Annotated in this window: 21 protein-coding genes; 16 read left to right on the top strand and 5 right to left on the bottom strand. The window is 37.2% G+C overall.

Features of this window, described 5'->3' with window-relative positions:
- The first annotated feature begins 14 nt into the window (after window positions 1-14).
- The 14 genes from MKY37_RS05855 to MKY37_RS05790 all read left to right on the top strand — a co-directional run bounded on the left by MKY37_RS05855 (window position 15) and on the right by MKY37_RS05790 (window position 16,751).
- Window positions 15-1,445 (top strand): amidohydrolase family protein, encoded by a 1,431-nt coding sequence (locus MKY37_RS05855; protein WP_340774807.1) that lies wholly within the window; start codon window positions 15-17, stop codon window positions 1,443-1,445.
- 677 nt (window positions 1,446-2,122) lie between these two features.
- A complete protein-coding gene (locus MKY37_RS05850) occupies window positions 2,123-2,668 on the top strand; it encodes a helix-turn-helix domain-containing protein (RefSeq protein ID WP_340774805.1) in 546 nt (181 codons plus the stop codon).
- Between the two features lie 22 nt (window positions 2,669-2,690).
- The gene (locus MKY37_RS05845) at window positions 2,691-4,733 is read left to right on the top strand and encodes a hydantoinase/oxoprolinase family protein (RefSeq protein ID WP_340774803.1); all 2,043 of its coding nucleotides are present in this window, start codon (window positions 2,691-2,693) and stop codon (window positions 4,731-4,733) included.
- Between the two features lies 1 nt (window position 4,734).
- A complete protein-coding gene (locus MKY37_RS05840) occupies window positions 4,735-6,465 on the top strand; it encodes a hydantoinase B/oxoprolinase family protein (RefSeq protein ID WP_340774800.1) in 1,731 nt (576 codons plus the stop codon).
- Window positions 6,466-6,484: 19 nt separating this feature from the next.
- Window positions 6,485-6,799, top strand: coding sequence for a cupin domain-containing protein (locus tag MKY37_RS05835; RefSeq protein ID WP_340774797.1), 315 nt, complete (start codon window positions 6,485-6,487; stop codon window positions 6,797-6,799).
- A 48-nt stretch (window positions 6,800-6,847) separates the two neighbouring features.
- On the top strand, window positions 6,848-8,158 hold the full coding sequence (locus MKY37_RS05830) for a purine-cytosine permease family protein (protein ID WP_340774795.1): 1,311 nt from the start codon (window positions 6,848-6,850) through the stop codon (window positions 8,156-8,158).
- Between the two features lie 879 nt (window positions 8,159-9,037).
- Window positions 9,038-9,967 (top strand): 5-dehydro-4-deoxyglucarate dehydratase, encoded by a 930-nt coding sequence (gene kdgD, locus MKY37_RS05825; protein WP_340774792.1) that lies wholly within the window; start codon window positions 9,038-9,040, stop codon window positions 9,965-9,967.
- A gap of 16 nt (window positions 9,968-9,983) precedes the next feature.
- Window positions 9,984-11,444: an alpha-ketoglutaric semialdehyde dehydrogenase GucD gene (gucD, locus tag MKY37_RS05820; protein WP_340774790.1), complete on the top strand. Its 1,461-nt coding sequence runs from the start codon at window positions 9,984-9,986 to the stop codon at window positions 11,442-11,444.
- 29 nt (window positions 11,445-11,473) lie between these two features.
- Window positions 11,474-11,926: a RidA family protein gene (locus MKY37_RS05815; RefSeq protein ID WP_340774788.1), complete on the top strand. Its 453-nt coding sequence runs from the start codon at window positions 11,474-11,476 to the stop codon at window positions 11,924-11,926.
- 43 nt (window positions 11,927-11,969) lie between these two features.
- The gene (locus MKY37_RS05810) at window positions 11,970-12,941 is read left to right on the top strand and encodes an aminopeptidase (RefSeq protein ID WP_340774786.1); all 972 of its coding nucleotides are present in this window, start codon (window positions 11,970-11,972) and stop codon (window positions 12,939-12,941) included.
- Between the two features lie 144 nt (window positions 12,942-13,085).
- Entirely contained in the window at window positions 13,086-14,096 is a 1,011-nt protein-coding gene (locus MKY37_RS05805) for a TRAP transporter substrate-binding protein (protein WP_340774784.1), read from the top strand.
- Window positions 14,097-14,110: 14 nt separating this feature from the next.
- On the top strand, window positions 14,111-14,605 hold the full coding sequence (locus MKY37_RS05800; protein ID WP_340774782.1) for a TRAP transporter small permease: 495 nt from the start codon (window positions 14,111-14,113) through the stop codon (window positions 14,603-14,605).
- A complete protein-coding gene (locus tag MKY37_RS05795; RefSeq protein WP_340774780.1) occupies window positions 14,602-15,909 on the top strand; it encodes a TRAP transporter large permease in 1,308 nt (435 codons plus the stop codon). The genes MKY37_RS05800 and MKY37_RS05795 overlap by 4 nt, the downstream gene beginning before the upstream one ends.
- A gap of 152 nt (window positions 15,910-16,061) precedes the next feature.
- Complete coding sequence (locus MKY37_RS05790; protein ID WP_340774777.1) at window positions 16,062-16,751, top strand: FadR/GntR family transcriptional regulator; 690 nt, start codon at window positions 16,062-16,064, stop codon at window positions 16,749-16,751.
- A 311-nt stretch (window positions 16,752-17,062) separates the two neighbouring features.
- Here MKY37_RS05790 and MKY37_RS05785 read toward each other — a convergent pair whose 3' ends face one another.
- The 5 genes from MKY37_RS05785 to MKY37_RS05765 all read right to left on the bottom strand — a co-directional run bounded on the left by MKY37_RS05785 (window position 17,063) and on the right by MKY37_RS05765 (window position 21,798).
- Entirely contained in the window at window positions 17,063-17,200 is a 138-nt protein-coding gene (locus MKY37_RS05785; RefSeq protein WP_340774775.1) for a hypothetical protein, read from the bottom strand.
- A 33-nt stretch (window positions 17,201-17,233) separates the two neighbouring features.
- Window positions 17,234-17,446 (bottom strand): hypothetical protein, encoded by a 213-nt coding sequence (locus tag MKY37_RS05780; protein WP_340774771.1) that lies wholly within the window; start codon window positions 17,444-17,446, stop codon window positions 17,234-17,236.
- 57 nt (window positions 17,447-17,503) lie between these two features.
- Window positions 17,504-17,878 carry a carboxymuconolactone decarboxylase family protein gene (locus MKY37_RS05775; protein WP_340774770.1) on the bottom strand — a complete coding sequence of 125 codons (375 nt, stop codon included), beginning with the start codon at window positions 17,876-17,878 and terminating at the stop codon, window positions 17,504-17,506.
- 1 nt (window position 17,879) lies between these two features.
- Window positions 17,880-19,514 (bottom strand): thiamine pyrophosphate-binding protein, encoded by a 1,635-nt coding sequence (locus MKY37_RS05770; protein WP_340774767.1) that lies wholly within the window; start codon window positions 19,512-19,514, stop codon window positions 17,880-17,882.
- A 64-nt stretch (window positions 19,515-19,578) separates the two neighbouring features.
- Window positions 19,579-21,798 (bottom strand): EAL domain-containing protein, encoded by a 2,220-nt coding sequence (locus tag MKY37_RS05765; RefSeq protein ID WP_340774764.1) that lies wholly within the window; start codon window positions 21,796-21,798, stop codon window positions 19,579-19,581.
- 357 nt (window positions 21,799-22,155) lie between these two features.
- Between MKY37_RS05765 and MKY37_RS05760 the strand changes: the two genes are divergently transcribed.
- Together MKY37_RS05760 and MKY37_RS05755 are read left to right on the top strand one after the other, a co-directional pair.
- Window positions 22,156-25,164, top strand: a complete 3,009-nt coding sequence (locus MKY37_RS05760) for a hybrid sensor histidine kinase/response regulator (protein ID WP_340774761.1) — start codon at window positions 22,156-22,158, stop codon at window positions 25,162-25,164.
- The gene (locus tag MKY37_RS05755; RefSeq protein WP_340774758.1) at window positions 25,165-26,259 is read left to right on the top strand and encodes a response regulator; all 1,095 of its coding nucleotides are present in this window, start codon (window positions 25,165-25,167) and stop codon (window positions 26,257-26,259) included.
- Window positions 26,260-26,382: the final 123 nt, after the last annotated feature.

The raw sequence follows: 26,382 nt of genomic DNA, 5'->3' as shown, positions 1-26,382 counted from the left end.
GGAAATGATAATGTATGTTGAAAGTTGATATGATTATTCATAATGGGCATCTTCTCACAATGGAAGGAAAAGGTGTTGGTTTTATCGAAAATGGAGCAATAGCGATTAAAGGAAATTTGATAGAAGCAGTTGGAGAATCAACAGAAATTTTGTCTAATTACGAGGCAGAACGGATGATTGATGCATCTAACAAATTAATCATGCCAGGATTGATAGATGCACATATTCATACAGGCATCAGTATTTTCCGTGGCGTGGCACAAGATATGTCGAACTGGATGCAAAAAGGTCTATGGCCATTTCAAAAACATTTACGTCCAGAAGAAAGTGTTGTTGGATCCATGGTCAATATTATAGAGGGTTTGAAAGCTGGTACTACCACTTTCTGCGATTACGACGGGCGAATGGACTTACTTGTACAAAACTATAAAAAAATCGGAGCGCGTGCAAGGCTTGCCGAATTGATAAACGAGATACCAGATGATATTGGAGATTTGCCAGTAGGAGAGTTATATCCATTTGACCCTTCAATTGGTCAAGAAAAGCTGCAACGAAATCTAGATCTATATGAAGAACATCATAATACTGAAAATGGACGCATAACAGTTATACTTGGTCCACATGGTCCGGATATGATGAGTTTGGAGCTGTTGAAAGAAATTCAAGCGCATGCAGAAAGATTAGATACAAAACTGCATATGCATGTTGCGCAGGGCGATCGTGAAGTACTTCAAATCGAAAAACGATACGGTAAGCGAACTATTGAATTTCTAGAGGAACATGGTCTATTAAACGAACGACTTATAGCTGTGCATCTAACAGAGGCAACGGACGAAGAAACTGAAGTGGTTGCAAAAAGTGGAGCAAAGTTAATATACTGTGCAGGTAGTATCGGTATTATCGATGGTATGGTCCCACCCGTTCAGAAATTTTTGGATGCGGGAGGAACGGCTTGTCTAGGATCTGACCAAGCTCCAGGTAACAATTGTAACAATATGATCAATGAGATGAAAATGGCAGCCATTTTAAACAAAGTGAAATATAAAGATCCAAGAGTATTTAATGCCACACAGGCACTTCGAATGGCAACAATCGAAGCAGCTAAAGTGATGGGGATTGATGACCAGGTTGGTACGTTAAAAGCAGGTAAAAAAGCAGATGTTATCTTGCTGGATTTGTCCTCACCTACCTTTTTCCCAGTGTTAACAACACCAATTCGCAATATTGTTCCAAACCTTGTGTATTCTGCCCGTGGGGATGAGGTTGAAACGGTTATCATTGATGGAAACATCGTGATGGAAAATCGAGTAATTTTAACAGTAGATGAAAAAGAGGAAATACGAAAAGCACAAGCAGCAGCAGAACAGATTTCTATTCGTGCTAAAGACGATATATTAAGTGCTGATAGTGATATTTTACAAATGGTTCGGGATGGATTGTTGTAGAAGGAAGTATAATTTGAGCGTCCCTTTGTAAGAAACAATTCTACATTATTCGGATAGATCTATCTTTAGTGTTTTTTAGCATACTATTATAGAAAAGAGAAAGCAGCCGGTAATACTCGGCTGCTTCTTTTTGTATTCAAGGTTGTTATTTTGAAACGTAATATTAGTGCTATTAGGAAAATTTCCCTTGTGTAAGAAACAATTCTACACTACTCTGACAACAGGCTACAATTCAGTATCAAACATTAAAAAAACAGAAGTGATTGTATAGTGGTATCTTTTAAAAGAAGAACAGTTTCTCATCTGGCACCAATTTCATATGAATCTATAAGAATCCTCAATCAAGAGATTGATGGATTCTTTTTTTATAAATATGAACTGTTTAAGAAGTCAAAGATTTAGTGGTGTCATCCATCTTAGAAATTAAAATAACAAACCTCGAAATTACATGACTTCGAAGCTCGCTATTTTAGATAGTGTCCTTTTCTCTTTCATATGGATAAAAGTATTACTAGTCGAACAGGGGGCGTTGTTTAGTGTTTATCTTTATTAACAGATTTCCTATAAAACTCATAAAATATTAACTGATAATTATAAATAATCATTCCATTCACTCAATAATTATGTTATATTCATAATCATTACACATATACTGTAATTCTATAGGGGGTGTTTGAATGGATGATATTCATCTTAAGATCAAGGAGTTAAGGCAAGAGAAGAATTTAACACTAAAGGATTTAAGTGAACAGACAGGTCTTTCTTTAAGCTTTTTATCCCAAATTGAACGAGGTGCTTCCTCTTTATCGATTACCTCTTTAAAGAAAATTTCGGATGCATTGAATATTCATATGAACTATTTTTTTCTTGAAAGTAATGATCATCAACGGTTTGTTGTTCGGAAGAAGGATCAGCATAGCTTTACTACAAATTTAGGAAGTCAAATTTATACAAGAATGTCTGGGACATTTGCAGGACGAAAGCTGGAGCCATTGACTGTGACATTGCCACCTAATATGAAGGAGGATCATCCTTATAGTCACAATGGAGAAGAGTTTTATTTTGTGGTAGCTGGTGAAGTTGTTTTTTATATTAATAATGAGAAGTTTCATTTGTTTGAAGGGGATACAATTCATTTCCCTTCTAGTTTTAGTCACCAATGGGAGAACCCACTTGAAACAGAATCGGTTGTGTTAAGTGTCGTAACCCCAATTATATTTTAACTAAAATAGGAGTGTGATCAATGTGAGAGTTGCTACAGATATAGGCGGCACATTTACAGATTTAGTATATGTAGATAATAATGGAAATTTTGGAATTGCTAAAAGTAATACGACACCTCCCCATTTTGAAGAGGGAGTACTGAATGTTATTAAGAAAAGTGGAGTCGATAAGTATCCGCTAACAATGTTCATACATGGTACTACTGTAATTATTAATTCTTTAACAGAAAGAAAAGGTGCAAAAACTGCATTAATAACAACGAAAGGCTTCCGTGATGTACTTGAAATTGCTCGAGGTAATCGACCGGATTTATTCAATGTTAAATATGATAAGCCTAAACCATTTGTGGAACGTTATTTACGCAAGGAAGTAAGTGAACGTTTGAACTACAAAGGGGAAGTTTTAGAATCATTAAACATGGATGAAGTGAAAGAGGCTGTTGAATATTTTAAAACAGAAGGAGTAGAAGCGATTGCGGTTTCGTATCTTCATTCCTATGTGAATCCTTCTCATGAAAAACAAACAGTTCAATTAATCAAAGAGATTTGGCCAGAAGTGAAAGTAACTGCATCTAGTGATATTACACAAGAATGGCGGGAATATGAAAGAACGAATACAGCAGTATTGAATGCATATGTACAACCAGCTGCGACTACATATATAGATAATTTGGAGCGGAAATTATCCGAACAAGTCAAAATTGAGCAGCGTTATATTATGCAGTCCAACGGAGGGACTACCAAGTTTGCAAAAGCGAAGGAATCTCCTATTAATATGGTAGAGTCTGGACCTGTGGCAGGAATCCTTGGTGCAGCTGTATTAGGAGAAATAATTGGCGAAAAGAATATCATTGCCTTCGACATTGGAGGAACCACGGCAAAATGTTCGCTTATCGAAAATGGAGAAGTAAAAGTTTCGACTGACTATTATATCGAAAAAGATAGTCGAAATGCAGGATACCCAATAAAAACGCCAGTTGTAGATATCGTGGAAATTGGAAATGGCGGAGGTTCTATTGCATGGATTGATGAGGCTGGTTCCTTGAAGGTTGGTCCGCAGTCAGCTGGTGCAAGTCCTGGTCCAGTTGCATATGGTCAAGGGGGAACAGAACCAACGACTACTGATGCAAATCTCGTAACAGGTAGACTCTCTTCTTCCAATTTCGATTATGACGTTAATTTAGAAAAGGTGAAGTCTGCTATTTCTTCAAAAATTGGAGATCATTTTAAGATGTCGGCAGAGGAAGCGGCACTCGGAATTATCCGAATTGCAAACTCAAATATGTTAAATGCTTTAAAACTAATCTCTATTCGAAAAGGACATAATCCGCAAGATTTCACCTTGCTCGCATTTGGTGGTGGAGGATCTATGCATGCACCAGCACTTGCTTTGGAACTAGGGGTGAAGAAAGTAGTTATTCCTGTTGCATCCCCAGTATTTTCTGCTTGGGGAATGCTCATGACAGATCTTCGACATGATTATATCCAAACGTATATCAAACGCATGAATGAATTGACAATCGAAGAGATTAATCAGCAATGGGCAGAAATCGAAAAGAATGCATTCCATCACTTTGATGAAGAGGGGATGGAGGCAAATAATGTAGAATTCCAACGCTTTGCGGATATGCGTTATTTAGGGCAAGAGCATACAGTGAAGGTACCTGTTTCTAATGGAAATTGGTCAGAGCTGGAAAAACTACAAGCAATTGAGGATTTCCACCAATTGCATGAGAAGAATTTTACATTCAATCTACCAGAATCCCAAACAGAAATTGTTAATATTCATGTAACTGCCTTTGGTAAAGTTCCTAAGCCAAAGCTAAAAAAATTAGAGCGGGTAGGAACATTAGAAGAAGCGAAAAAAGAAAATAGAAATGTGTATTACGAAGAGGATGGTTGGGTGGATACCCCAATTTACGATCGTGATAAATTACCACCTGGTGAAGTAGTACAAGGTCCAGCAATCGTGGAAGAAAAAGCTGCTGTAACGGTTATATATAGGCAGCAAAAACTCTATCTAGATGATTACGGCAACATTATCATTGAGAAGGAGGAAAACTGAGATGACAACAACTAAACTAGATCCATTCACACTTGAGATTGTAAAAGACTCTCTACTATCCGCAGGAGATGAGATGTTCGTTGCATTAGCGCGTACTTCTATGAGTCCAATTATTTATGAAGTATTGGATTATGCAAGTGGCTTAACAGATGCACACGGGAATCTATTAACACAAGGAAATGGTGTAACGGGGTTCATTGGTATGCTGACGTTTATGGTAAAAGAAACATTAAGAAAATACCCTGGGGAGAAATTAAAAGAGGGAGATATCATTATTATTAATGATCCTTATCAGGGAGGGGGTTCCCATTTATCGGATGTAGGTCTGGTAATGCCAATTTTCTATCAAGGTGAGCTTGTAGCTTTTTCTGCAAACAAAGCTCACTGGACTGAAGTAGGTGGGAAAGATCCAGGTTCCTTTACAAATGATTCAGTAGATATCTTTCAGGAAGGGCTTCAATTTTCCTGCATTAAGCTTTATGACGAAGGGAAATTAAATGAAGGTATCGTAGAAATTATCCGCTCTAATGTTCGATTCCCTGACTTATCATTAGGAGATATGTTTGCCCAAGTAGCTGCTCTTCGAACAGGAGATAAACGAGTAAGAGAATTATGTGAAAAGCATTCTATAGAAACTATTCTAGCGGCTATTGAATATCACTTAGATCATGGGGAAGCTATTTCTCGACAAGAGTTGAAGAAACTTCCAAAAGGTGATTTCTATGCGGAGGACTTTATCGATACAGACGGAATTGGCAATGGACCTTTCCCTATTAAAGTAAAGGTTACTATAACGGATGATGAGTTTATATGTGATTTTAGAGGCAGCTCACCGCAGGTTCCAGGTCCGATGAACTGTTCTTATACGGGACTTGTATCTGCTGTCCGTGCAATCTTCCTAGCTATTACAAACCCTGAGCAAGACGTAAATGATGGGGTATTTAGACCATTAAAAATCATCGTGGATCCAAAATCTATCATGTCAGCAGAACGGCCAGTTCCTGTTTCAAATTATTTTGAAACACTACTTGGCAGCTTAGACTTAGTTTGGAAAGCAATGGCTCCTCATATTCCGACTCGCTTAAATGCGGGACAATTTTTATCGGTATGTGCTGTAACATTATCAGGAAACCATCAAGATACCGATGAACCATTTTTAATAGTGGAACCTTCTGTAGGAGGTTGGGGAGGTTCAATCGATAAAGATGGTGCTTCTGGACAATTCTGTTTTTCCGATGGAGAAACTTACAATGTGCCTGTAGAAGTTGCGGAGACTAGGTATGGAGTATTACTCGACGAATATAGCCTTCGACAAGATGGTAATGGAGCAGGTGCAGGAAAATTTGTTGGAGGTAAAGGTGTTATTCGCTCCTACCGCGCACTTTCTGATGGACAAGCAGTAACTGTAACATTTGGCCGCAATAAGTTTTTGCCTTGGGGAATTGAAAAAGGACATCAAGGTTCTCCAAATGAATTTTACGTGAAGAAATCTACAGGCGAAGTAGATGGTCCTTACGGAGTTTATCCACGTTATAAGTTGAATACAAATGATGTCGTTCAACTGATGACTGGAACTGGTGGAGGTTACGGAGATCCTCTAGAACGTTCTGCCGCTCAAGTTGCATCAGACGTAAAAAATGGTTACTTTACAGCAGAAGAGGCTCGCGAGTATTTCTTAGTAGATGTAGATGGAGAGACATTCGAATATCAAGAATTACCAGGAAGAAGCTAAATAAAAGGAGATTATTTAAATGAAAAAACAAACAGTACAAGTAACAAACGAAATTGTGCAAAACTTATTCCATGATCAATATCCAAATACAGAAGTGAAGTTTGGATTTGTAACTGTTCCAGTAGGAGAAAGATTGCCTAAAGAAGGAACGAATGCACATGAGGAGCAAGAATACTCTTATATGCTAAAAGGAACTCTACGAGGCGTATCTGGTGGAGAACCATATGAAATAACTGCGGGAGAATCGTCGCTAATTCCTGCGGGTGAACAGCATTGGTGTATTAATGATGGAGACGAGCCAGTGGAATTAGTATTTGCGTTAGTCAAGGCTTAACAAATAATGGGGGTTGATAGCCCCCATTATAAAAAAGGGGTGTTATAAATGGAGAATTATAAATCGGAAGAAAAAACATCATTTTTAGGAAACGATCCTGCCTTATCGGCTATTCCCGAAAAAGATCGTCAACATTGGATAACACCAGCAATGATTTTCGGTGGACTAGAGTTTACGATTCCAGTATTAATGGTAGGAGCCGCATTAACTGCTAGCTTTGGTTTAAGCAAAATACTATTTATTTTAATCATTGCATTGTTTGGATTTCAATGGGTTGGTAACACTTTACAAGGATATATTGGTGCAAAAACAGGTAGAACTTCTTCCGTTATTGCAAAAACAAGCTTCGGATCCCTTCAAGCAAAGGTGATCGTTGGATTAACGATATTTGTTGTATCCCTGGGTTGGTGGGCGCTACAAACTGCGGTTGCCGGTAATGCGATGTCTGCCATGTTTGGTATCGACTATGAAACGAATTGGATTGGATGGGCAATTGTTACAACTATTGCCGGACTATTATTCGCAGCACCTTCTATCATAGGCTATGGTTCGATGAAATGGACGGACTATCTTGCTGTACCATCCGGACTTATATTAATCATCGGTGGGATTTACCTTGCTTTAAAAAACACAGGGTGGGAAACGATAAGCTCTTGGAATCCTGAACCTACGATGACTATTTTTGCAGCTATCAGTTTAGTTATTGGTGTAAATGTTTCACAATGGGTAATCGCATCTGACTATACACGTTACGCAAAACCAACTTGGAGAGACAACTGGATTATCCCGAGTGGTATCGTATTAATTGGGTTTCCGTTATTTATAGTTGGAGCAATTATGTCTGTTGGAGTTGGAGATCCGGATATTGTTAATGTTATGATGAACCTTGGCTTTCCAGTATGGGGCTTTCTTATTCTTTGGTTTGCAACTTGGACGTCCCAACTAGTAAACAATTATAGTATGGGTCTTGCACTAGCTAACGTATTAAATGTAAATTCCGGTAAAGGACGTGCGCTTCTTACGTTAATTGGGACAATAATCGCAATCATCATTGCCTTAATGGGGATTTTACAATATTTTGAGGACTTCTTATACTTAACGGCCCTATTGTACCCAGCAATCGCAGGCGTTATGATGGGCGACTTTTTCTTCATTCGCAGACAGGAATGGAAAGACATCCCAGGTTGGAACTGGATGGCTACCATCGCAGTAGTTGCGGGGATTATCGTAGGCTACATCACACAATATGTTAGCCCAATGGGATTACCTGCTGTTCAATCTCTATTAGTTTCCATCGCAGTATATATTATTGCCATGAAAATCAAAAAGAAAGTAGCACCAGACCGTTTTACTGTTTGAGAAACATATTTGTCTTTGTATGTCAAAAGATTTTTCAATATTCGGATAAAAATCATGCCTGTGCAAGAAACAACTCTGATAATAGAATACAATTCAATATTTATTCTTAAACTTTAATAACGTACTATATGTATTTGGATAATAGAAGTACCAAATCATGAAAAATGGATTGATGAATTCACTGCATTATAAGTTTCTGCAAAGCAATTATTTAAAAAGGAGTTCGACTGGTCTTGTCGAAGTCCTTTTTAGTATGGAATGAAGTAGGAAGTTCTAGATCACCTACAATGATTTTACAAGTGCTTGAAGCAGAGGACATCAAAATTTTAAATGGATAAAGAAATCGTTCGCGCCAAAGGATTAGCTATTCAAGTTACTGGAAAGTCCCCTCTTCTTCTCTCAACTTCTTTTCTAAAACCTTTAATTTTATAATCTCCTGCCTCTTCAAATCGAGTAAAAATATAATACAACCAATCCTATGTAATTTCTTCGTCGAAGCAAACATGATTAATAAGAACCCTTTTATAGCTATCCCATTTACTCTCAAAGTCATTTCCCTTCTTTTCGTTATAAAGGCGTTATAACAGGATATGCCGAGATATTTGAATCTGTAACTGTTGGTTTCTCATTAACGGCCATGTTGGTCAGATGAGATAGTTTAAGGTAAAAATTTTTAACAAAATAAGTTTTCGTTTAATAGTAAAGCCACAGCCGCTTCTCTGTAATAGAGAAGTGTTATTTTTGGTTCCAAATTTAGAATGAATCTATTTAAATTATTTTACTTTTCAAAAAAAGCGTTTGACACAACAATATAATTGTCTTACAATAAAATTTATAGAAAATTATAATTCTTAAGTTTATTAGAAGGGTGGAATTTGTATGAAGACGAGTAAGAGACAAGCACCGAAAGGAATTTTAGGATTTCCGGTTGCGCCAATGAATGCAGAAGGTAAGCTAGATTTAGACGCATTAGGGAAAAATATTGAATTTTTAATAGAGGGAGGTTTAAGTTCTATATTTGTTGCATGTGGAGCAGGTGAGTTGCATGCAATTAGCAATGAAGAGTATAGATCAATGGTGGAAGTTGCTGTGAAAAAAACGCAAGGGAAGGTTCCTCTTTATACAGGAGTAGGAGGAAACATTTCACATGCTATAGAACAAGCAAAAATTTCGGAAGAGCTAGGAGCGGAAGGTTACTTGATTTTACCGCCATTTTTGATTGATCCTTCTCAGGATGGAATTTACGAATATTTAAGAACGATTATCCAAAGCACTGACTTAAACTCAATTGTCTACCAAAGAGATAATTGTATTCTAGATTCTAAGACACTAAAAAAACTATGTGAACTTCCCCAACTTGTAGGGTTTAAAGACGGTGTTGGAAACATGGAGAATAATATTGAGTTTACACATATAATCGGAGATCGTCTGGAGTGGGTGAACGGTATGCCATTAGCAGAAGTGACAATGGCTGCTTATGTGAACTTAGGCTTTACATCCTATTCTTCCGCAATTTCCAACTACATACCACATATTTCAGCTATGTATTACGAGGCACTGCTAAATGGAAATAAAGAAGTTGCGCATGAATTGCATGAAGACGTTATTTTACCAATTCATCGGATTCGTAAACAGAAAAAGGGCTATGCAGTTTCTCTTATTAAGGCGGGAATGCAAATTGTTGGCCTACCAGTGACAACGAACGTTAGAGCACCTATTGCCACTGTTGAAAAAGAACATTATGAAGAATTGAAGAAAATTATTGAGCACGCATTGGAAAAATATCCTGCTCCATCAAGAGTTATATAATAGGAGGTTCTTTTAAATGACAACTATAGCTAAAGAAAAAACGTATTTGAATTATATAAATGGCGAATGGATTGCTTCGGAAACAAGAGAAACGGCCGAGAGTAAAAATCCGGCAAATAAGGATGAAGTGGTTGGTCTTTACCAACTATCTTCAGCCAATGACTTTGATCAAGCTGCTACTTCCGCAAGAAAAGCACAAAAAGCATGGCGCAAGCTTACTGGAAATGTAAGAGGAGATTATTTACTAAAAGCTGCCACTATTTTAGAAGAACGAATAGAAGAAGTAGCAACCGCTATGACAAAAGAAATGGGTAAGACATTTGCAGAGGCAAAAGGAGAAACTGCACGTGGGGTAGCTATCTTGCGTTATTACGCAGGAGAAGGAATGCGACCGATTGGGGATGTAATCCCTCCTACTGATAGTGAAGCACTTATGTTCACAACTAGAGTACCTCTTGGTGTTGTAGGCGTTATTACACCTTGGAACTTTCCAGTAGCCATACCTCTATGGAAGATGGCACCAGCACTTATTTACGGTAATACGGTTGTTATTAAACCAGCAAGCGAAACAGCGGTTACTTGTGCAAAAGTGATAGCGTGTTTGCATGATGCGGGAATTCCAGCAGGAGTTATAAACATGGTGACGGGTTCTGGATCTTTAATTGGAACAGAAATGGCAAATCACACTGAAATAGATGCGATTACATTTACAGGATCCAACGCAGTAGGCAAGCAGCTCGCACAAACAGCTATTTCAAGAGGTATTAAATACCAACTTGAAATGGGAGGCAAAAATCCTGTAATTGTTGCGAATGATGCAGACCTAGATTTAGCGGTGGACGCAACGATTAGTGGTGGATTAAAATCTTCTGGCCAAAAATGTACAGCTACGAGCAGAGTTATTGTCCAATCAGAAGTTTATGCACAATTTAAAGAAAAGCTACTACAAAAAGTGGCAGACATTACAATTGGAGATGGCATGGAAGAAGGTACATGGATGGGCCCTTCCTCAAGCGAAAATCAGTTGAACACAGTACTCTCAGCTATTGCAAAAGGAAAATCAGAAGGGGCTACACTTCTCTTTGGAGGAGATAAAGTAGAAAAGGAAGGCTTGAATGGGTATTACGTTGAGCCGACGGTATTTGAAGACGTATCATCTACTATGACACTTGCTCGAGAAGAGATTTTTGGACCTGTTCTTGCACTTATGAAAGTAGATACTATTGAAGAGGCACTAGAATTAGCAAATGACTCAGAATATGGATTAAGCGCTTCTATTTTTACAACAAAAATAAGTAATATGCTTTCATTTATAAATGAAATGGATGCAGGGTTAGTGCGTATTAACGCTGAAAGTGCCGGAGTTGAATTGCAAGCTCCATTTGGTGGGATGAAACAGTCTAGTTCTCACTCTCGTGAACAAGGACAAGCGGCAAAAGAGTTTTACACGGCTATTAAAACAGTGTTCATTAAATAAAGTGAAATCGTTACAATGGAGGTGTTAGGGTGAATTACGAAGAGAAATTAGAAAGCAAAGGATATAAATTTCCAACACAAGCAAATAAGCGAATATTTGAAGCAGGAGTCAGAACTGGAAATTTAATCTTTGTTAGTGGTAATGCAGCGAAAGTAGAAGGTGTATTAAAATATAAAGGGATTGTAGGCGACACAGTTACGATGGAGCAAGCACAGGATGCAGGTAAAATTGCCTTTGTAAATTGTTTAGCAACAGTTAAAAATATGATAGGTAATTTGGATTCTATGAAAAGGATTGTTAATATTAAAGGTTATGTGGCAAGCACTCCTGAATTCACTGACCAACCAAAAGTGATGGATGAAGTTTCTGCATTGGCAATTGAGATATTTGGAGATGTAGGAAAACATAGTAGGGCTTCGATTGGAACATCTTCACTACCAGAAGGAACACCTGTAGAAGTTGAAATTATTGTTGAAGTGTAATAATTGATTAACGCGCAAAATAACTACAAAAGGAGTCTGACAGATGAAAAATATGAACGATCTACCATTAGGTATTAAACAATTATTTACGAGTATTACTCACTTGAAAGAAGGGGAAAAAGTTCTGGTCATCACGGATGATGATAAAAGAGAGATTGGTGAATTTGTTTATAAATATGCCAAACAATTTTTTGAAACTTCCATGATTGTTATGCCTCCAACTGAAGGACATGGTGCAGAACCGACAGAAGCTGTTATTGCAGCATTAAATAATTGTGATGTTGCATTTGGTGCTACTACTTACTCCTTGTATCATTCAAAAGCGCGCTTAAATACAAGTAAAAATGGACGACTACGATGGATTGGGCTTCAAGATTATGCTCTTCATATGTTCGAAGAAGGTGGACTAACTGCAGACTTCGATGAAGTTACACGAGTTGTTAATCGAGTTGCACCATTTTATAAAGGCAAAACATTTACACTCACTGCTCCTGGTGGTACTAATATGGTTTGTAGCATAGAAGGACGTGAACCTGTGCTGGATCATGGAACGGCAACAGTACCTGGATCTGCTTCATTTCCTCCGAATGCAGAAGTTGCGTTAGGACCAGTTGAAGGAACTGCAAACGGTGTATTGGTATTTGATGGAAGTATCCCACACCCATTATTAAATTTAATCGAAGAACCGATTACATGCACAGTGAAGGACGGCTACATTACAGAGATAACCGGTGGACATGAGGCAGATATATTGCGTAAGATGCTGGCTGACTTCAACGATCCAACCGTTTATAATATTGCAGAGCTTGGACTTGGACTCAATAAAGAAAATTTCCTATGCGGACATATGGCGCCAGATGAAGGGTCATTTGGGAATATTCATATTGGTATTGGAAAGAATTTAAATTTTGGTGGGCATGTCGATTCGCCATTGCATTTAGACATGATTATTAAAACAGTTACATGTAATATTGATGGGCGAGATATTATGAAAGATGGAGAATTGCTAGTTTAATAAATTTTGGGCAAAAACTCTTGGTGTGCTACTTAGGAATAGCCTAGTTAGAATACCAAGAGTCTCCTGTTGTGATAATATATTTAACTTTGAAAGTAAGCGCTTACAAATATATATTTAATATATAAAGAATGAGGTGGCTGAATGAAAAAGAAGAATAAAGTTACGGCAATTATACTAGGTCTTGCATTGATGATAGTGTTGGCTGGATGTTCTGCTTCAGCTAATGGAGCGGTAAGTAGTAAACGAATTATTAGTGTGGCAACCGTTCAACCTGAGAACCATGCAATTTATCTTGGTTTAAATGCATTTAAAGAATATGTAGAAGAAGAAATGGGAGATAAATTCGAGATCAAACTGTTTACTAATGGTGTAATTGGTGGAAATTCAGAGGCACTCGAATTGTTACAAATGGGATCACTAGATTTAGTTGCTACGAGTGGAAGTAATTTGGAAGCTTTTGCAAATGAGTATAAGATTTTTGGTTTACCTTATTTATTTAACGATGAAGCAAGCTTTCGTAAAGTGATGAACGAGGAAGAATTTACAGATATAATTTATAATTCGACAGCTGACAAAGGAATCCAAGGTGTAGCTTGGTTTTCCAATGGGGTAAATAATTTTTATGCTTCAAAGAAAATTGAAACTCCAGAAGACTTAAAGGGATTAAAGATTCGTGTTCAGTCTAGTGAAGCAAATGTGAAGCTTGTACAAGGATTTGATGCGGCAGCTGTTGTTATGGCTTATGGAGAAGTGTATACAGCTTTACAGAACCGTGTCATTGACGCTGGTACTAATCCTGAGATGGCGCTAGTTGATATGAAGCATGGGGAAGTTGCAAAATACTATTCTCGCACAGAACATCAGATTTTTACCGACATGCTTGTTGCAAATACAGACTTTTTAGATTCGCTTTCGACAGAGGAAAGAGAAGTTTTCCAAGATGGATTCAAATTAAGCAGTCAAGTTGCAAATGAAGCATGGGATAAACGGATTACTGAAGTGACAGAAGAAGCAACGGAAATGGGAGTAGAATTCATCACTGTGGATAAGGCATTATTCGAAGAAATGCAAAAACCAGTAAAAGAGGAATTATTAATCTCCAACCCGGATTTGCAACCACTTTATGACAAGATTCAACAAATCCAAAACTAAAGAAGGTGTATTTAATGGAAATAGTAAAGAACATAATGGATAAGGTGTTATCAGGTGTTTGCGCCGCTTTATTGTCTTTTATGACGCTACTTGCTACTTATCAAGTGATTTCACGATATGTATTTAGTAGTCCAAGTACGATGTCTGAAGATTTGTTGAGTTATTCCTTTGTTTGGGTATCTTTGCTCGGTACAGCGTTAGTATTTGGTCAAAAAGACCATATGAAATTATCTATATTTTCGGATAAGTTCACAGGGATAAAGCTGTTTGCATTATCCATTTTTACCGAGTTACTCATCATGACTATTGCGGTAATTGTCTTTTTATTTGGAGGTACACAGGTTGTTGGAGTAGGCGCAATACAAATATCACCAACGTTAAATATTTCTATGGAATGGATTTATATTGTGCTTCCAATAAGTGGCGTATTGATAGTTGTCTATAACGTCATTAATATTATCCAATTAGTACAACGATTCACAGAAAGCAAAAAGGAGGGGATTCTATGAGTGTAGCAGTAACAGCAGGTTTATTGATTTTTTTTACAATTGTTATTCTATTACTTATCGGTATTCCAATAGGAATAGCACTCATTGTTGCCTCGATCCTAGCGATTACACAAGTATTAGGTTTTTCAGCGGCAATTCCCTCATCAGCTTTGAAAATGTTTCAAGGTATTAATATATTTACTTTATTGGCCATTCCTTTCTTTATACTTGCAGGGAATATTATGAATAAAGGTGGTATAGCCGTTCGGCTGATTAACTTAGCAACCGCTATGACTGGCAGAATACCAGGATCACTTGCTCAGACGAATGTAGTTGCAAATATGCTATTTGGATCTGTATCTGGTTCTGGAACAGCTGCGGTATCAGCAATGGGGTCTATCATGGGTCCTATTCAAAAAAAAGAAGGCTATGATGAGAACTTTACAGCTGCTATAAATATAGCAACCGCTCCTACTGGATTATTGATACCACCGAGTACTGCTTTAATCACATATGCTTTAGTAAGTGGAGGAACTTCAGTAGCTGCTCTTTTTCTTGGTGGCATAATTCCTGGTGTCTTATGGGGAATAAGTTGTATGATCGTTGCATTCTTTTATGCGAAAAAGAAAGGGTATGTTGGTAAAAAGCAAATATCCTTAAATGAATTCCTAAAAGTTGCATTGGAAGCAATACCAAGTTTGCTACTAATCGTCATTGTCGTTTTTGGTATTGTTGGAGGTATATTTACTGCTACAGAAGGCTCTGCAATTGCAGTTGTCTATAGTTTGCTTTTATCTACTATATTTTATAAAACGATCAACTTAAGAGAATTATATACTATTTTGATAGATAGTTCGAAGTTGTCTGCTATTATTATGTTTTTAATTGGGGCATCTAATATTATGGCTTGGGTTATGTCGTTTACTGGAATTCCTGATATGATGGCAAACGTGATATTAGGCATTTCGGATAATCCAATTATCATTTTGTTAGCTATAAATATTTTATTGTTGTTCGTAGGCACATTTATGGATCTTACACCAGCAATTTTAATCTTTACACCAATACTACTTCCTGTGTGTTTAGCATTAGGAATGACTCCTTTGCATTTCGGTATTATGCTTACGTTTAATCTATGTATTGGAACTATAACACCACCTGTAGGGAATATTCTTTTTGCCGGTATTAAAGTATCAAACGTAAAATTGGAAAGAGTTATGCCACACCTGCTCAAATTTTATGTAGCCATTTTTATTGTACTTTTGCTTGTAACGTATATTCCATGGTTTTCAACATTTCTACCGTCTTTAGTTGGACTTAGTTAAAATGTTTGAATAAGTAGATTAACGAAGAGGGAGAATGTAGTGTTACAACAACTTCACTCCTTTTTACATAGTAATGTGAAATTCCTTGGGGATTATAGTGTATAATTGTCATATAGAAAATCTCAATTATTTTTAAAGAAAGGTGGGATTTGATGAAGGAGTATACAATGAACACCATCCGTAGGAGTACTTTGTCACAGCAGGTGTTAGAACAAATTATTTTTATGATAACAAGTGGACAATTGAAGCCAGGCGATAAACTACCAGCTGAAATGGCATTGATGGAACAGCTTGATGTAAGCCGACCAGTATTACGTGAGGCCCTAGGGTCATTGGAAACGTTAGAAATTATTACAAGAAGACCCCGGAGTGGTACATTTGTCAATGATAGAGTGGGGAGCAGTCCGTTCAAGGCAATGCTCGCATTGTCCATTAATAATATCCCTGCCGTTATTGAAGCTCGAATGACTTTAGAATTGGGACTCGTCACAATTGCAGCTGAAAAAATATCCGATGATCAACTTGAAAGAATAAAAGAAACAATTGATAGAATTCAAGAAAATCCAAATAGTGATTACGGAAAATTAGATAAGGAATTTCATCGGCTTATTGCGCAAAGTGCAAATAATCCTGTAGTAGAAGGGATGATCGACTCCCTTCTTATTACACATGAAAAAACAGATAGCTTGATCACTTACCGTGAGCCTTCTATTACGGTCGAACATCATTTAGCTATATATGAAGCGTTGAAAAAAAGAGATCCTCATGAATCGTTCAAACAAATGTATAAGCATTTAAGATATGTAAGGGAAAAAATATTAGATGACTATGAAAAAGAATAATCATAAAACTCGTCCTTTTTCAGAAATAATTTTACGATATTCTGTTCGTTAAAGATTCTACTAACAAGATATGTTGGTACGACATTAATAAAAAGTACAAATTCGCTATTAACGAATTTCGAGGGTTAGAGAGCCATATTAGTAAGGTTTTTAGCCGTTTCGTCCCTGTGAAAGAAACAATTTTTACAAACCAGCTTCTCATACAATGCAAAACTCAATAAAAGGCTTGTACCTTTTGCAAAAAGAAACCCACTCTATATGAACTGCACCCCAATTGTTAGACACAATCTAACAGTGGAGGTGCAGTTTTTTTAAGTAAAACCCCTTATATCCTCCAACGCCACATAAACATCCATAACCACCACATAACCCAATCCAACCACCACAAAAGTCGACAACCACCACATAATTCGATCAAACCACCACATAAACATCCATAACCACCACATAAACCAAACAAATCACCACATAAACATCCATAACTACCAAAAAACTCGATCCAACCACCATAAAAGTCGACAACCACCACATAAACCAAACAAACCACCACTTAAATATCCATAACCACCACCAAACTCATCGCAACCAGCACAAAAATCGACAACCGCCACATAACCCAATCCAACCACCACATAACCCAATCCAACCACCACATAAACACCAATAACCACCACAAAAGTCGACAACCACCACATAAAAAACTTCCCTGTGTAAGAAACAATTCAGAATTGTCTCGTACACAGGGACGTTTATTATTTTGCTTCCTCAAAAACTTCCCCGGCAATTCCCATTGCCTGAACCGCTTTTGGAAACCCAACATATCCGACACAGTGGATGATAATTTCGATAATCTCTTCTTTGGTAAGTCCAACATTTAGTGCTGCTTGCAAGTGAACTCTCAGCTGATCGAAGGCTCCCTGGGTGATAAGGGTCGTCAGTGTGATAATTTCCCTTTGTGCGTGAGAAAGGGTGTTTCTGCCATAGAGATCGCCAAAACCAGAGGACACAATCATCTCCCAAAAGTCCGGTGAAATTTTCTTCATTTCTTCCATACCCGTTCGTACTTCTGGGGAAAATAATTCTTCCATTGCACGTAAACCGGACTCGTATCGCTTGTTATTTTCCATCTTATTGCCTCCCCATAGTTGGTGGTATTTCGTTTTCATCGACTAATACTTCAATGACAATTGGCTTGCTTGTTTCTTTCATCTTATGTAATGATTCTTTTATTCTATCGGCTAAATCATAAGGGTTGTGACAGGTATATGCTTTCAGTCCCATAGATTCGGCAAATCGAGTTACATCAAGTGGAGTCTCATACACACCGCCGATAGATGTGCCGATCATTTTTTGCATTCCTTTTTCCACCATATCCAATCGTCCATTATTCAAAACGACGAATAAAACAGCAGAATTATAATTGTACGCCGTGGATAGCTCCGTCCCATGCATGAACATACATCCATCCCCTACTAAACATACAATAGTTTTTTCAGGAGCAGCTAGCTTTGCACCGATGGAATAGCCAATTCCGTTGCCCATCGCTCCGAATATATCATCAAAGAAGAAAGTACCAGGTTTATAAATGTCAAAGTGTTTGATGCCGTAAAAAGAGTGACTTCCATCATCTCCAAAAATAATCGCATCATTCGGAAGTGCGTAACGCATCGCCCGTAATGCTTGAACCGCAGACACTCGATTTCCTGGTTTGTTCTCCTCCAGTTGGATCAACTCGATTGGTGTTAAAAATGATTCGCTATCCGTTTTCGGTATATCCTTTAAAATAGCTAGCAAATTTGCTTTTATATTACCAAGCACTGGAGTAGTTGGCACTTGGATCGACTTCCCAATAAAGGTTGGGTCATAATCGAGGTGAATGACGTGCTCTGGATACATTGCTTCCGAAAATCCAGCGATAGACATATCACTTAGTCTTGAGCCGATAACGAGGAGTAGGTCGACTTTCTCTTGTAAGTATGCGGTTGCTTCAATCGTACCACCTAATCCAAATGCTCCCAATGAAAGTGTGTGATTGGAAGGGAATACACCTTTTCCTCCTGGAGTGGTGATGACAGGGATGTTCCAATACTCTGCAAGATGCTGAACTTCTTCATAGGCTTTACTCGAATGAACACCTTTTCCTAGAAAGAGAAGAGGACGTTTAGCCATATTCAGTTTATCGATCACAGCACTCGTTTTAGGTGAAATCATTTCATGCGACACTGGTAGCTCCAGTTGGAACGGTTCAATCTGTTCTAACAAAATATCAAAAGGAATGGCTAGATGCACAGGGCCTTTTACACCGGATAATGCTTTTTCTAGAGCATGTTGCAGGAAGGGCTGTAGCATATCTCCTCGTTCCACCCGTGCGCTAAACTTGGTGACAGATTTGAACATATCTACAAGATCAGTGCCAAACAGACTGGAGTCTTGTCCCATTGCTTTTCCAGTATCTTTCATCGAAGGATGCCCAGTGATGATGATTAGAGGAAGATTAGATGCTTTCGCCTGACCGGCAGCTGTAAGTAGGTTAGTGCCACCAGGGCCAGACGTACCAACTGCGACCCCGATTTTTTGATTCATCAGGGCATAGCCTGAAGCCTCAAACCCTGCAGCTGCTTCGTGTTTACTTAATACAAATTCCAATTCATGGTGTAATATTTCGAATAATATAGGAGATACTGCCTTTCCAGGAATGCCGAAAATATGATGAATACCCCAATGTTTAAAATTCGCTACTAATACGGATGAAATTGTTTTCATACTGTCATTCTCCTATTTTTTCCCTGTGTAGGAAACGATTCAGAATGGTGTCCTTCACAGGGACCTATTTAATATAAATCTTCTCAATCTCATCTGCAGGAAGTGGTTTGCTAAAGAAATACCCCTGCGAGATATCACATTGATGATTTTTCAGAAACTTAAGCTGTTCCTTTGTTTCAACCCCTTCAGCGATCACCTCCTTATGCAGGTTGTGCGCTAACGAGATAATTGCTTTTACAATGACGGCATCCTCCTCATTATTCATTAATTCACTCACAAAGGATTTGTCGATCTTAATATAGTCAATCGGAAAATTTTTTAGATAATTGAGCGAGCTATAGCCTGTTCCAAAATCATCAATGCTAATGCCAATACCGAGAGCTTTTAGCTGTTCTAAAACGTGAATGGAGTATTCATATTCCATTGCCATATATTCGGTAATTTCCACGACAATATATGCTGGATCGATAGCAGTACGTTCTAGCACCTCTTCCATAAATGTTAGGAGATCTCTTGTAAGAAATTGCTGTGTGGATAGGTTAACGGACATTTTTACTGGAGTCATTCCAGCATCTTGCCATTTTTTGTTTTGTGAACAGGCCTCATCGATAACCCACTCACCTATTTGAGTGATCAATCCATTTTCTTCGGCTAGTTTTATAAACTTTCCTGGAGGTATTAGACCTAACGTAGGATGCTGCCAGCGGATTAACGCTTCAAATCCAACCAATTTGCCGGTATCATTATTAACTTGAGGCTGATAATGAAGAACAAATTCATTATTCTCTAGTGCACTTCTTAAATCGACTTCGAGCCTATATTCATCCATCATTACATCTAATAATTCAGACGTATGAACGACATAGCGGTTTTTCCCTTGAAATTTTGCTTGGTACATGGCATTATCAGCGTAAACCATAAGCTGTTCCATTGTAATTGAATAGTCGGGATAAATGGCGACCCCGATACTCGCAGTCGTATGCAACTCTTTCTCGCCAACATGAAAAGGTTGTTGAAATAGCTGAAGTATCTCTTCCGCTTTTTTGGTGACATAATCCAAATCAACAAAATCTTTCAATAGGAATATAAATTCATCGCCCCCAAATCGTGCAAGTATATCCTTCTCCCCAAGACAACCTCGTAACCGTTTGCTTACCTCGATTAAAAATCTATCTCCATAAGAATGACTAAAGTTATCATTAATGATTTTAAAACGATCCAGATCTACGAATAAAAGAGCCAAGGTCCGATGATGCCCGGCATGTATATCCTGGATAATGGCTTCTAATTCTTTTTTTATATGCCGTCTGTTAGACAGATTTGTTAAATCATCATGATATGCTAAGTAATTATATTTTTCCTGTAGCAAGTAACGATCAGAGATGTCTCTGAACTGTCCAAAGGCCCCGATCATTTTATCTTCTTCATAAATTGGCTGTGCATCGAACAGACAGACTATAATGTTGCCAGCATCATCCTTAAATTTTAATTCTTCATTTTTAAAAATTTTTCCTTGTTCTAACACTTCTTTAAAATAGTCTCCAGTTAAATGTGACTCACGAATATTTCTTCCCATAACCGAATCTCTGCTGTTATTTGAAATTTTTTCAGCAAAATTATTAAACTCGGTAGTGATTCCTTTCTCATCGGTAATAACAATTCCATTTCTAGTTTTACTTAACATAATCTGATTCATAATATTAAGCTTCTTATTTTGTTTTCTTAATAATAATTCTCTTTCGATCGAATCGACCACCTGAGCTAACATCGTTAAGAAAAGTGTATTCTGAAACTGGATAGGCATCATGATAGAGACACTACCAAGCAAGTTGTTTTCATCTGTATAGTGAAATGCCGTCCCATAACAAGCAATTTCATGAAGAAACTTATGATAATGATGTTCGCCAATAAGACTGATAGGATGTCTTTGCTGCAATGAAAGACTAATAACATTCGTGCCCGTATCTTCTTGGACGAATAGACTTCCAGGCATAATCCCGAATTGTTCAATGACGGACTTGATCGTTTCATCTCCTTCAATTTCCAAAAGGTAACCCGTTGCATCCGACACAACAACTAGTATCGGTGTGCCTTTTAAGGAATCTAGTAACTTATTTGAGAAAAAACGCACAACTGATAGTATTTCACTGTAAGATTTTCGCTTCTGATCAAACTCTACTTCGCTTAAAAAGTTCTTTGGTCTTGATATCTCATTCGGATCCATTCCTGCCTCTGCGCACATTCTCTTAGATTCTGTAATATAGTATGGTTCCGTTGTGTTCATGTTGTCCTCCTAAAACTTTTTATATAATATATACCCTAATTTAAATGAGTTATAATTCTTTAATAGTGAAAAAAGAATCCTTTTCTACTAAGGTTAAATCGCCACGATATAACCAGCCGAAAGAATTCTAGAATACTACTTTACCGCAAAAAATTGTTAAGTTCAATTTTAGAGTTGCGTCCCTGTGTATGACACTACTATAAAACAATTCAGAGTAGTGTCCCAATTGCGTCTTACACTGGGACTAACCCAATATACAAATCTCCACCACAAAAATCCATCAAAAAAATATTGTATAAAGTAGTATTACCGCATACAATCAACATATCAAATAACATGAATCTAAGGGAAAATAGCATGAAAAAAAACTATATAAAAATCATCACTATTATTGGAATATTACTTATAAGTGCATTTGCCTTGAATTCCATTCTAGTGCAAGACAAAACGATTTCACCAAAGGCAGTGGATGGTGTTTTAGATTTACGTAATTATGAATTCAATGGGAACGAACCAATAGAAATGAATGGAGAGTGGGAGTTTGTCCCTGGTAAGCTATTAGACTCTCCAGAATTTGATAAGCAACAATCATATCCTGTTCCAGTTCCATCACTATGGACAGAATACGATCTAGATGGTGAACAAGTACCCAAGTATACTAGTGGTACCTATCGGTTAAGAGTTTTAATAAATGATTCGACAGAAGTGTTAGGGATAAAAACAACAAATATTCGTATGTCGAATGCCATTTATATGGATGGAAAACTCTTAGGTAAAAGTGGAGTTCCAGCAGAGGATTCTGCATACACACCTCATAATATCCCATATGTCTCTTATTTTTCTCCTGACGCAGAGGAGATAGAAATGATTGTACATATTGCTAATTTTGATTACGCATCTGGTGGAGGGATTTTAGGTTCTATCTATCTAGGAGATCAGGAAAGTATCGGAAAACTTCGTGAAAGTTCTCTTGCTTATGATTGGATAACAATTGCAGCTTTTTCTACGATGTTTATCTATTTTTTAGGCTCATATTTGCATGCGAGGATAGGGATGGAACAGCTTTTCTTTTCCTTATTTTGTTTTGCCAATATATTATATGCCGTTTCCCATGGTGAGAAGGTTTTTTTGGAGTTGTTCCCTTCGACACCCTACGCGATATTTGAAAGGATCCAATCGTTATCAAGTATTTGGATCGGTTTGTTTATGTTAAGTTTTTTTGCAACATCTTTAAAACCATTTGCTAATAAAAAAATAGTGAAGTTTTTATATATTTTGAGTATTTTACTCACTGGATCTGCCCTGCTACCAGTAAAAATTAACTCTAGCCTTCAATTCTACTATTCTCTTTATATATTTATCATTTTAGTGTATATCATTTATTTACAAATTATTGCCATATCCAAAAGGGCTGTAGGTGCCTCCTATCTAATCTTTAGTAGTTTCACTATTTTTATTTATTTTACTGTCGGAACTTTAAATGTTTCGGCAAATTATGCAATTAACTTAATACCGCCTTTATTTCCGTTTATTTGTTTGACGATGCTGTCTCTCTATATTTCTCATCGTTTCTTGGATTCATTCTTAAAGAAAGAAGAGTTGTCCAAAGCACTTCTACGAGTGGACAAGTTGAAGGATGGGTTTCTTGCGAAGACGTCTCATGAATTTCGAACACCTTTGCATGGAATTATTGCTATTTCCCAATCGATGCTGGAGGATAGAAAATCTTCCTTGACGATAGATGAAGAAGAGAAAATGGGTTTAATCATAGGGACCGCTCAGCGTTTGTCTAATCTTGTGAATGATATTTTAGACTTTTCAAAATTGAAAGAAGGAGACCTACGGGTTCGTATTACCACGGTGGATCTATTTGCTATTACGCATGTCGTAGTGGAAACTTTTACGTACATGGTAGACAAAGATGTGAAGATTGTAAATCACATCCAGAGAGGGCAATTTGTAATGGCTGACGAGGATAGACTCCGTCAAATTTTATATAATTTAATAGATAATGCGGTTAAATATACTATCCGCGGGAAAGTAGAGATTAAGTGCTCCGAACAAAAAGAAAACTTAGTGATAGAAGTTAGTGATACTGGCATTGGAATTGCTCCGGAGAATTTAAAATTTATATTCGAGCCTTTCCGCCAATATAGTAATTCGAGTGGGGGGACGGGATTAGGATTAAGTGTTACGAAAGAACTAGTTCAAATTCAAGGAGGGACTATCACTCTAGCTTCAGCGGTGAATAAGGGAACTACCTTTTCGGTTACGCTTCCTAAACCAACTCAATTCAATGAGGTTGAGCAACATCATTTTTCTCTTCCTATCCCTTCAATTATCGAAAATAAAGGAAGAAAAAAAGTGATTATTGCAGACGATGATCATGTAAATTTGAAAGTGCTTATAGATGCCCTTATGACAGAGAACTATTATATCGTTGCGGTTGATAGTGGAAAGGCAGTTTTGGAGCAGATAAGAAAGCATCAAGATGTGGATCTTGTCATTTTAGACATTATGATGCCAGAGTTTTCTGGTTATGAAGTAAGTCAACAATTGAGGAAGTCTTTTCTACCTTCTGAGCTCCCTATATTAATGCTTACTGCTGCCGTTCGACCGGAAGATATGATCGCAGCTTTCCAGTCTGGTGCGAATGATTTTCTGCACAAACCATTAGATACATCAGAGTTAAAAACTAGAATAAGAAACTTACTATTAATAAAGGAATCAGCCGAAAATGCTGTGAAGATGGAAGTAGCTTTTTTACAAGCCCAAATAAAACCTCATTTCATTTTTAACGTATTAAATTCAATTCTTTCACTTAGTTATATTGATTTGGATAAGGCTCGTGTCATGATTACGGATTTCGCAAACTTCATGAGAGGAAGCTTTTCTTTTGAGAATACGCATAGTCTAGTGCCGTTGAAGAAAGAACTTTCCCTAATTCAATCCTATGTGAATATTCAGCGCACTAGGTTTCCGGAGCGGTTAGAATGGGAAGTCGAAATGGAAGAAGCGTTCCATTGCCTTATTCCCCCATTACTATTACAACCAATCGTAGAAAATGCGATTCTTCACGGTCTGGATATGAAGGAAGGTCAAGGAACAGTAAAACTTACTGTGAAAAGGGAAAATGACCTAATTACTTTCTTGGTGGAAGATGATGGAAAAGGGATGTCGAAGCAGCAAATTCGACAGATTTGGAGTGTAGAAAAGAATAATAGGCAAAGTGTGGGACTGCGGAATATAGAGAAACGATTAAAATATTATGAAAATGCATCTATTGAAATAACTAGCGAAGAAAATATAGGTACTGTAGTGGAGTTAAGGTTTCCACTAATACAAAGTGAAAAGGAGGGACATTAAATGTTGAAAGCAGTATTAGTTGATGATGAATTTTTAGCGATTGAATTATTAGATGCAATGCTAAAAGAAATTGGAGGCATCGAAATTATAGGTAAGTATTCCAACCCATTAGAAGGATTAGAAAGTTTTGCAGCACATAAGCCTGATATCTTATTTCTTGATATAGAGATGAAAGAGATGAACGGTATAAAATTAGCAGAAAAAATCGAATCATTGGATTCTAAAATGGATATTGTATTTGTTACAGCTTACGATGAATATGCACTGGAAGCATTTAATGTCCATGCAGTAGATTACATCCTCAAGCCGATTGAAAAGAGTCGTCTAGAAAAGACAGTGCGTCGAATCCAACAACGTAGAAAACAGCCGGATCTTCCTTCTCATAAGGAACCATCTTTAAAAGCAAATTTTCTTGGTGGCTTTCGACTACTATACGACCAACATGAACCGATCAAGTGGAGAACAAAAAAAGTGAAAGAGTTTTGCGCCTATCTCATCCATCAAAATAAACCTGTACACAGAGAAAAAATTATGGAAGAGTTATGGTCAGACCGTACGTTAGATAAAGCATCCGTAGCGTTGCACACAAGTGTATATCATTTGCGAAAAGAACTAAAAAATCATGGGTATCATGATTCGATCAAGTATGTAGATGAGCGTTATTCTTTATCGATAGAGTTAAATAGCGATGTAAAGGACATAAAAAAAATCTTCAATCAAACACAAGTCAAAACAGAAGATGTAAAGAAACTCATAGATTTATATAAGAATCATTACTTAGCCGAAGAATATTATGATTGGGCGGCGGAAGAGCGAGAACAATTACAAAAAAGGACTATACAGTTTTTCGAAAAATTTATCGCTACTCATCATAAGGAAACAAAAACAGACAGTATATTAAAAGAAGCTATTGAAAAGCTTATAGAAATGGACCCTTGGGAAGAACGATATACAATAAAATTAGTTCAGTATTATATCTATCATGAAAACCATCGAGCAGCAATACAAACCTTCAATAACTATAAAACTAATCTTTGGCAGGAGTTAGGAATAAAGCCACAGAAAAAACTAGAAGATTTGATAAAAAATATATAATTATGACTAAATCCATCTTATTATTACTTATAAGATGGATTTTTTGTCGTTTTTTGTCAGCAATGTTTAGAAAATGTCTAGACTAAAGTGCTAGACTTCTTTAAGTGAACTGATATAAAACAA

This window comes from Psychrobacillus sp. FSL K6-2836, assembly GCF_038003085.1.
GTDB lineage: Bacteria > Bacillota > Bacilli > Bacillales_A > Planococcaceae > Psychrobacillus.
This window is presented reverse-complemented; position numbering and strand designations above follow the sequence as displayed.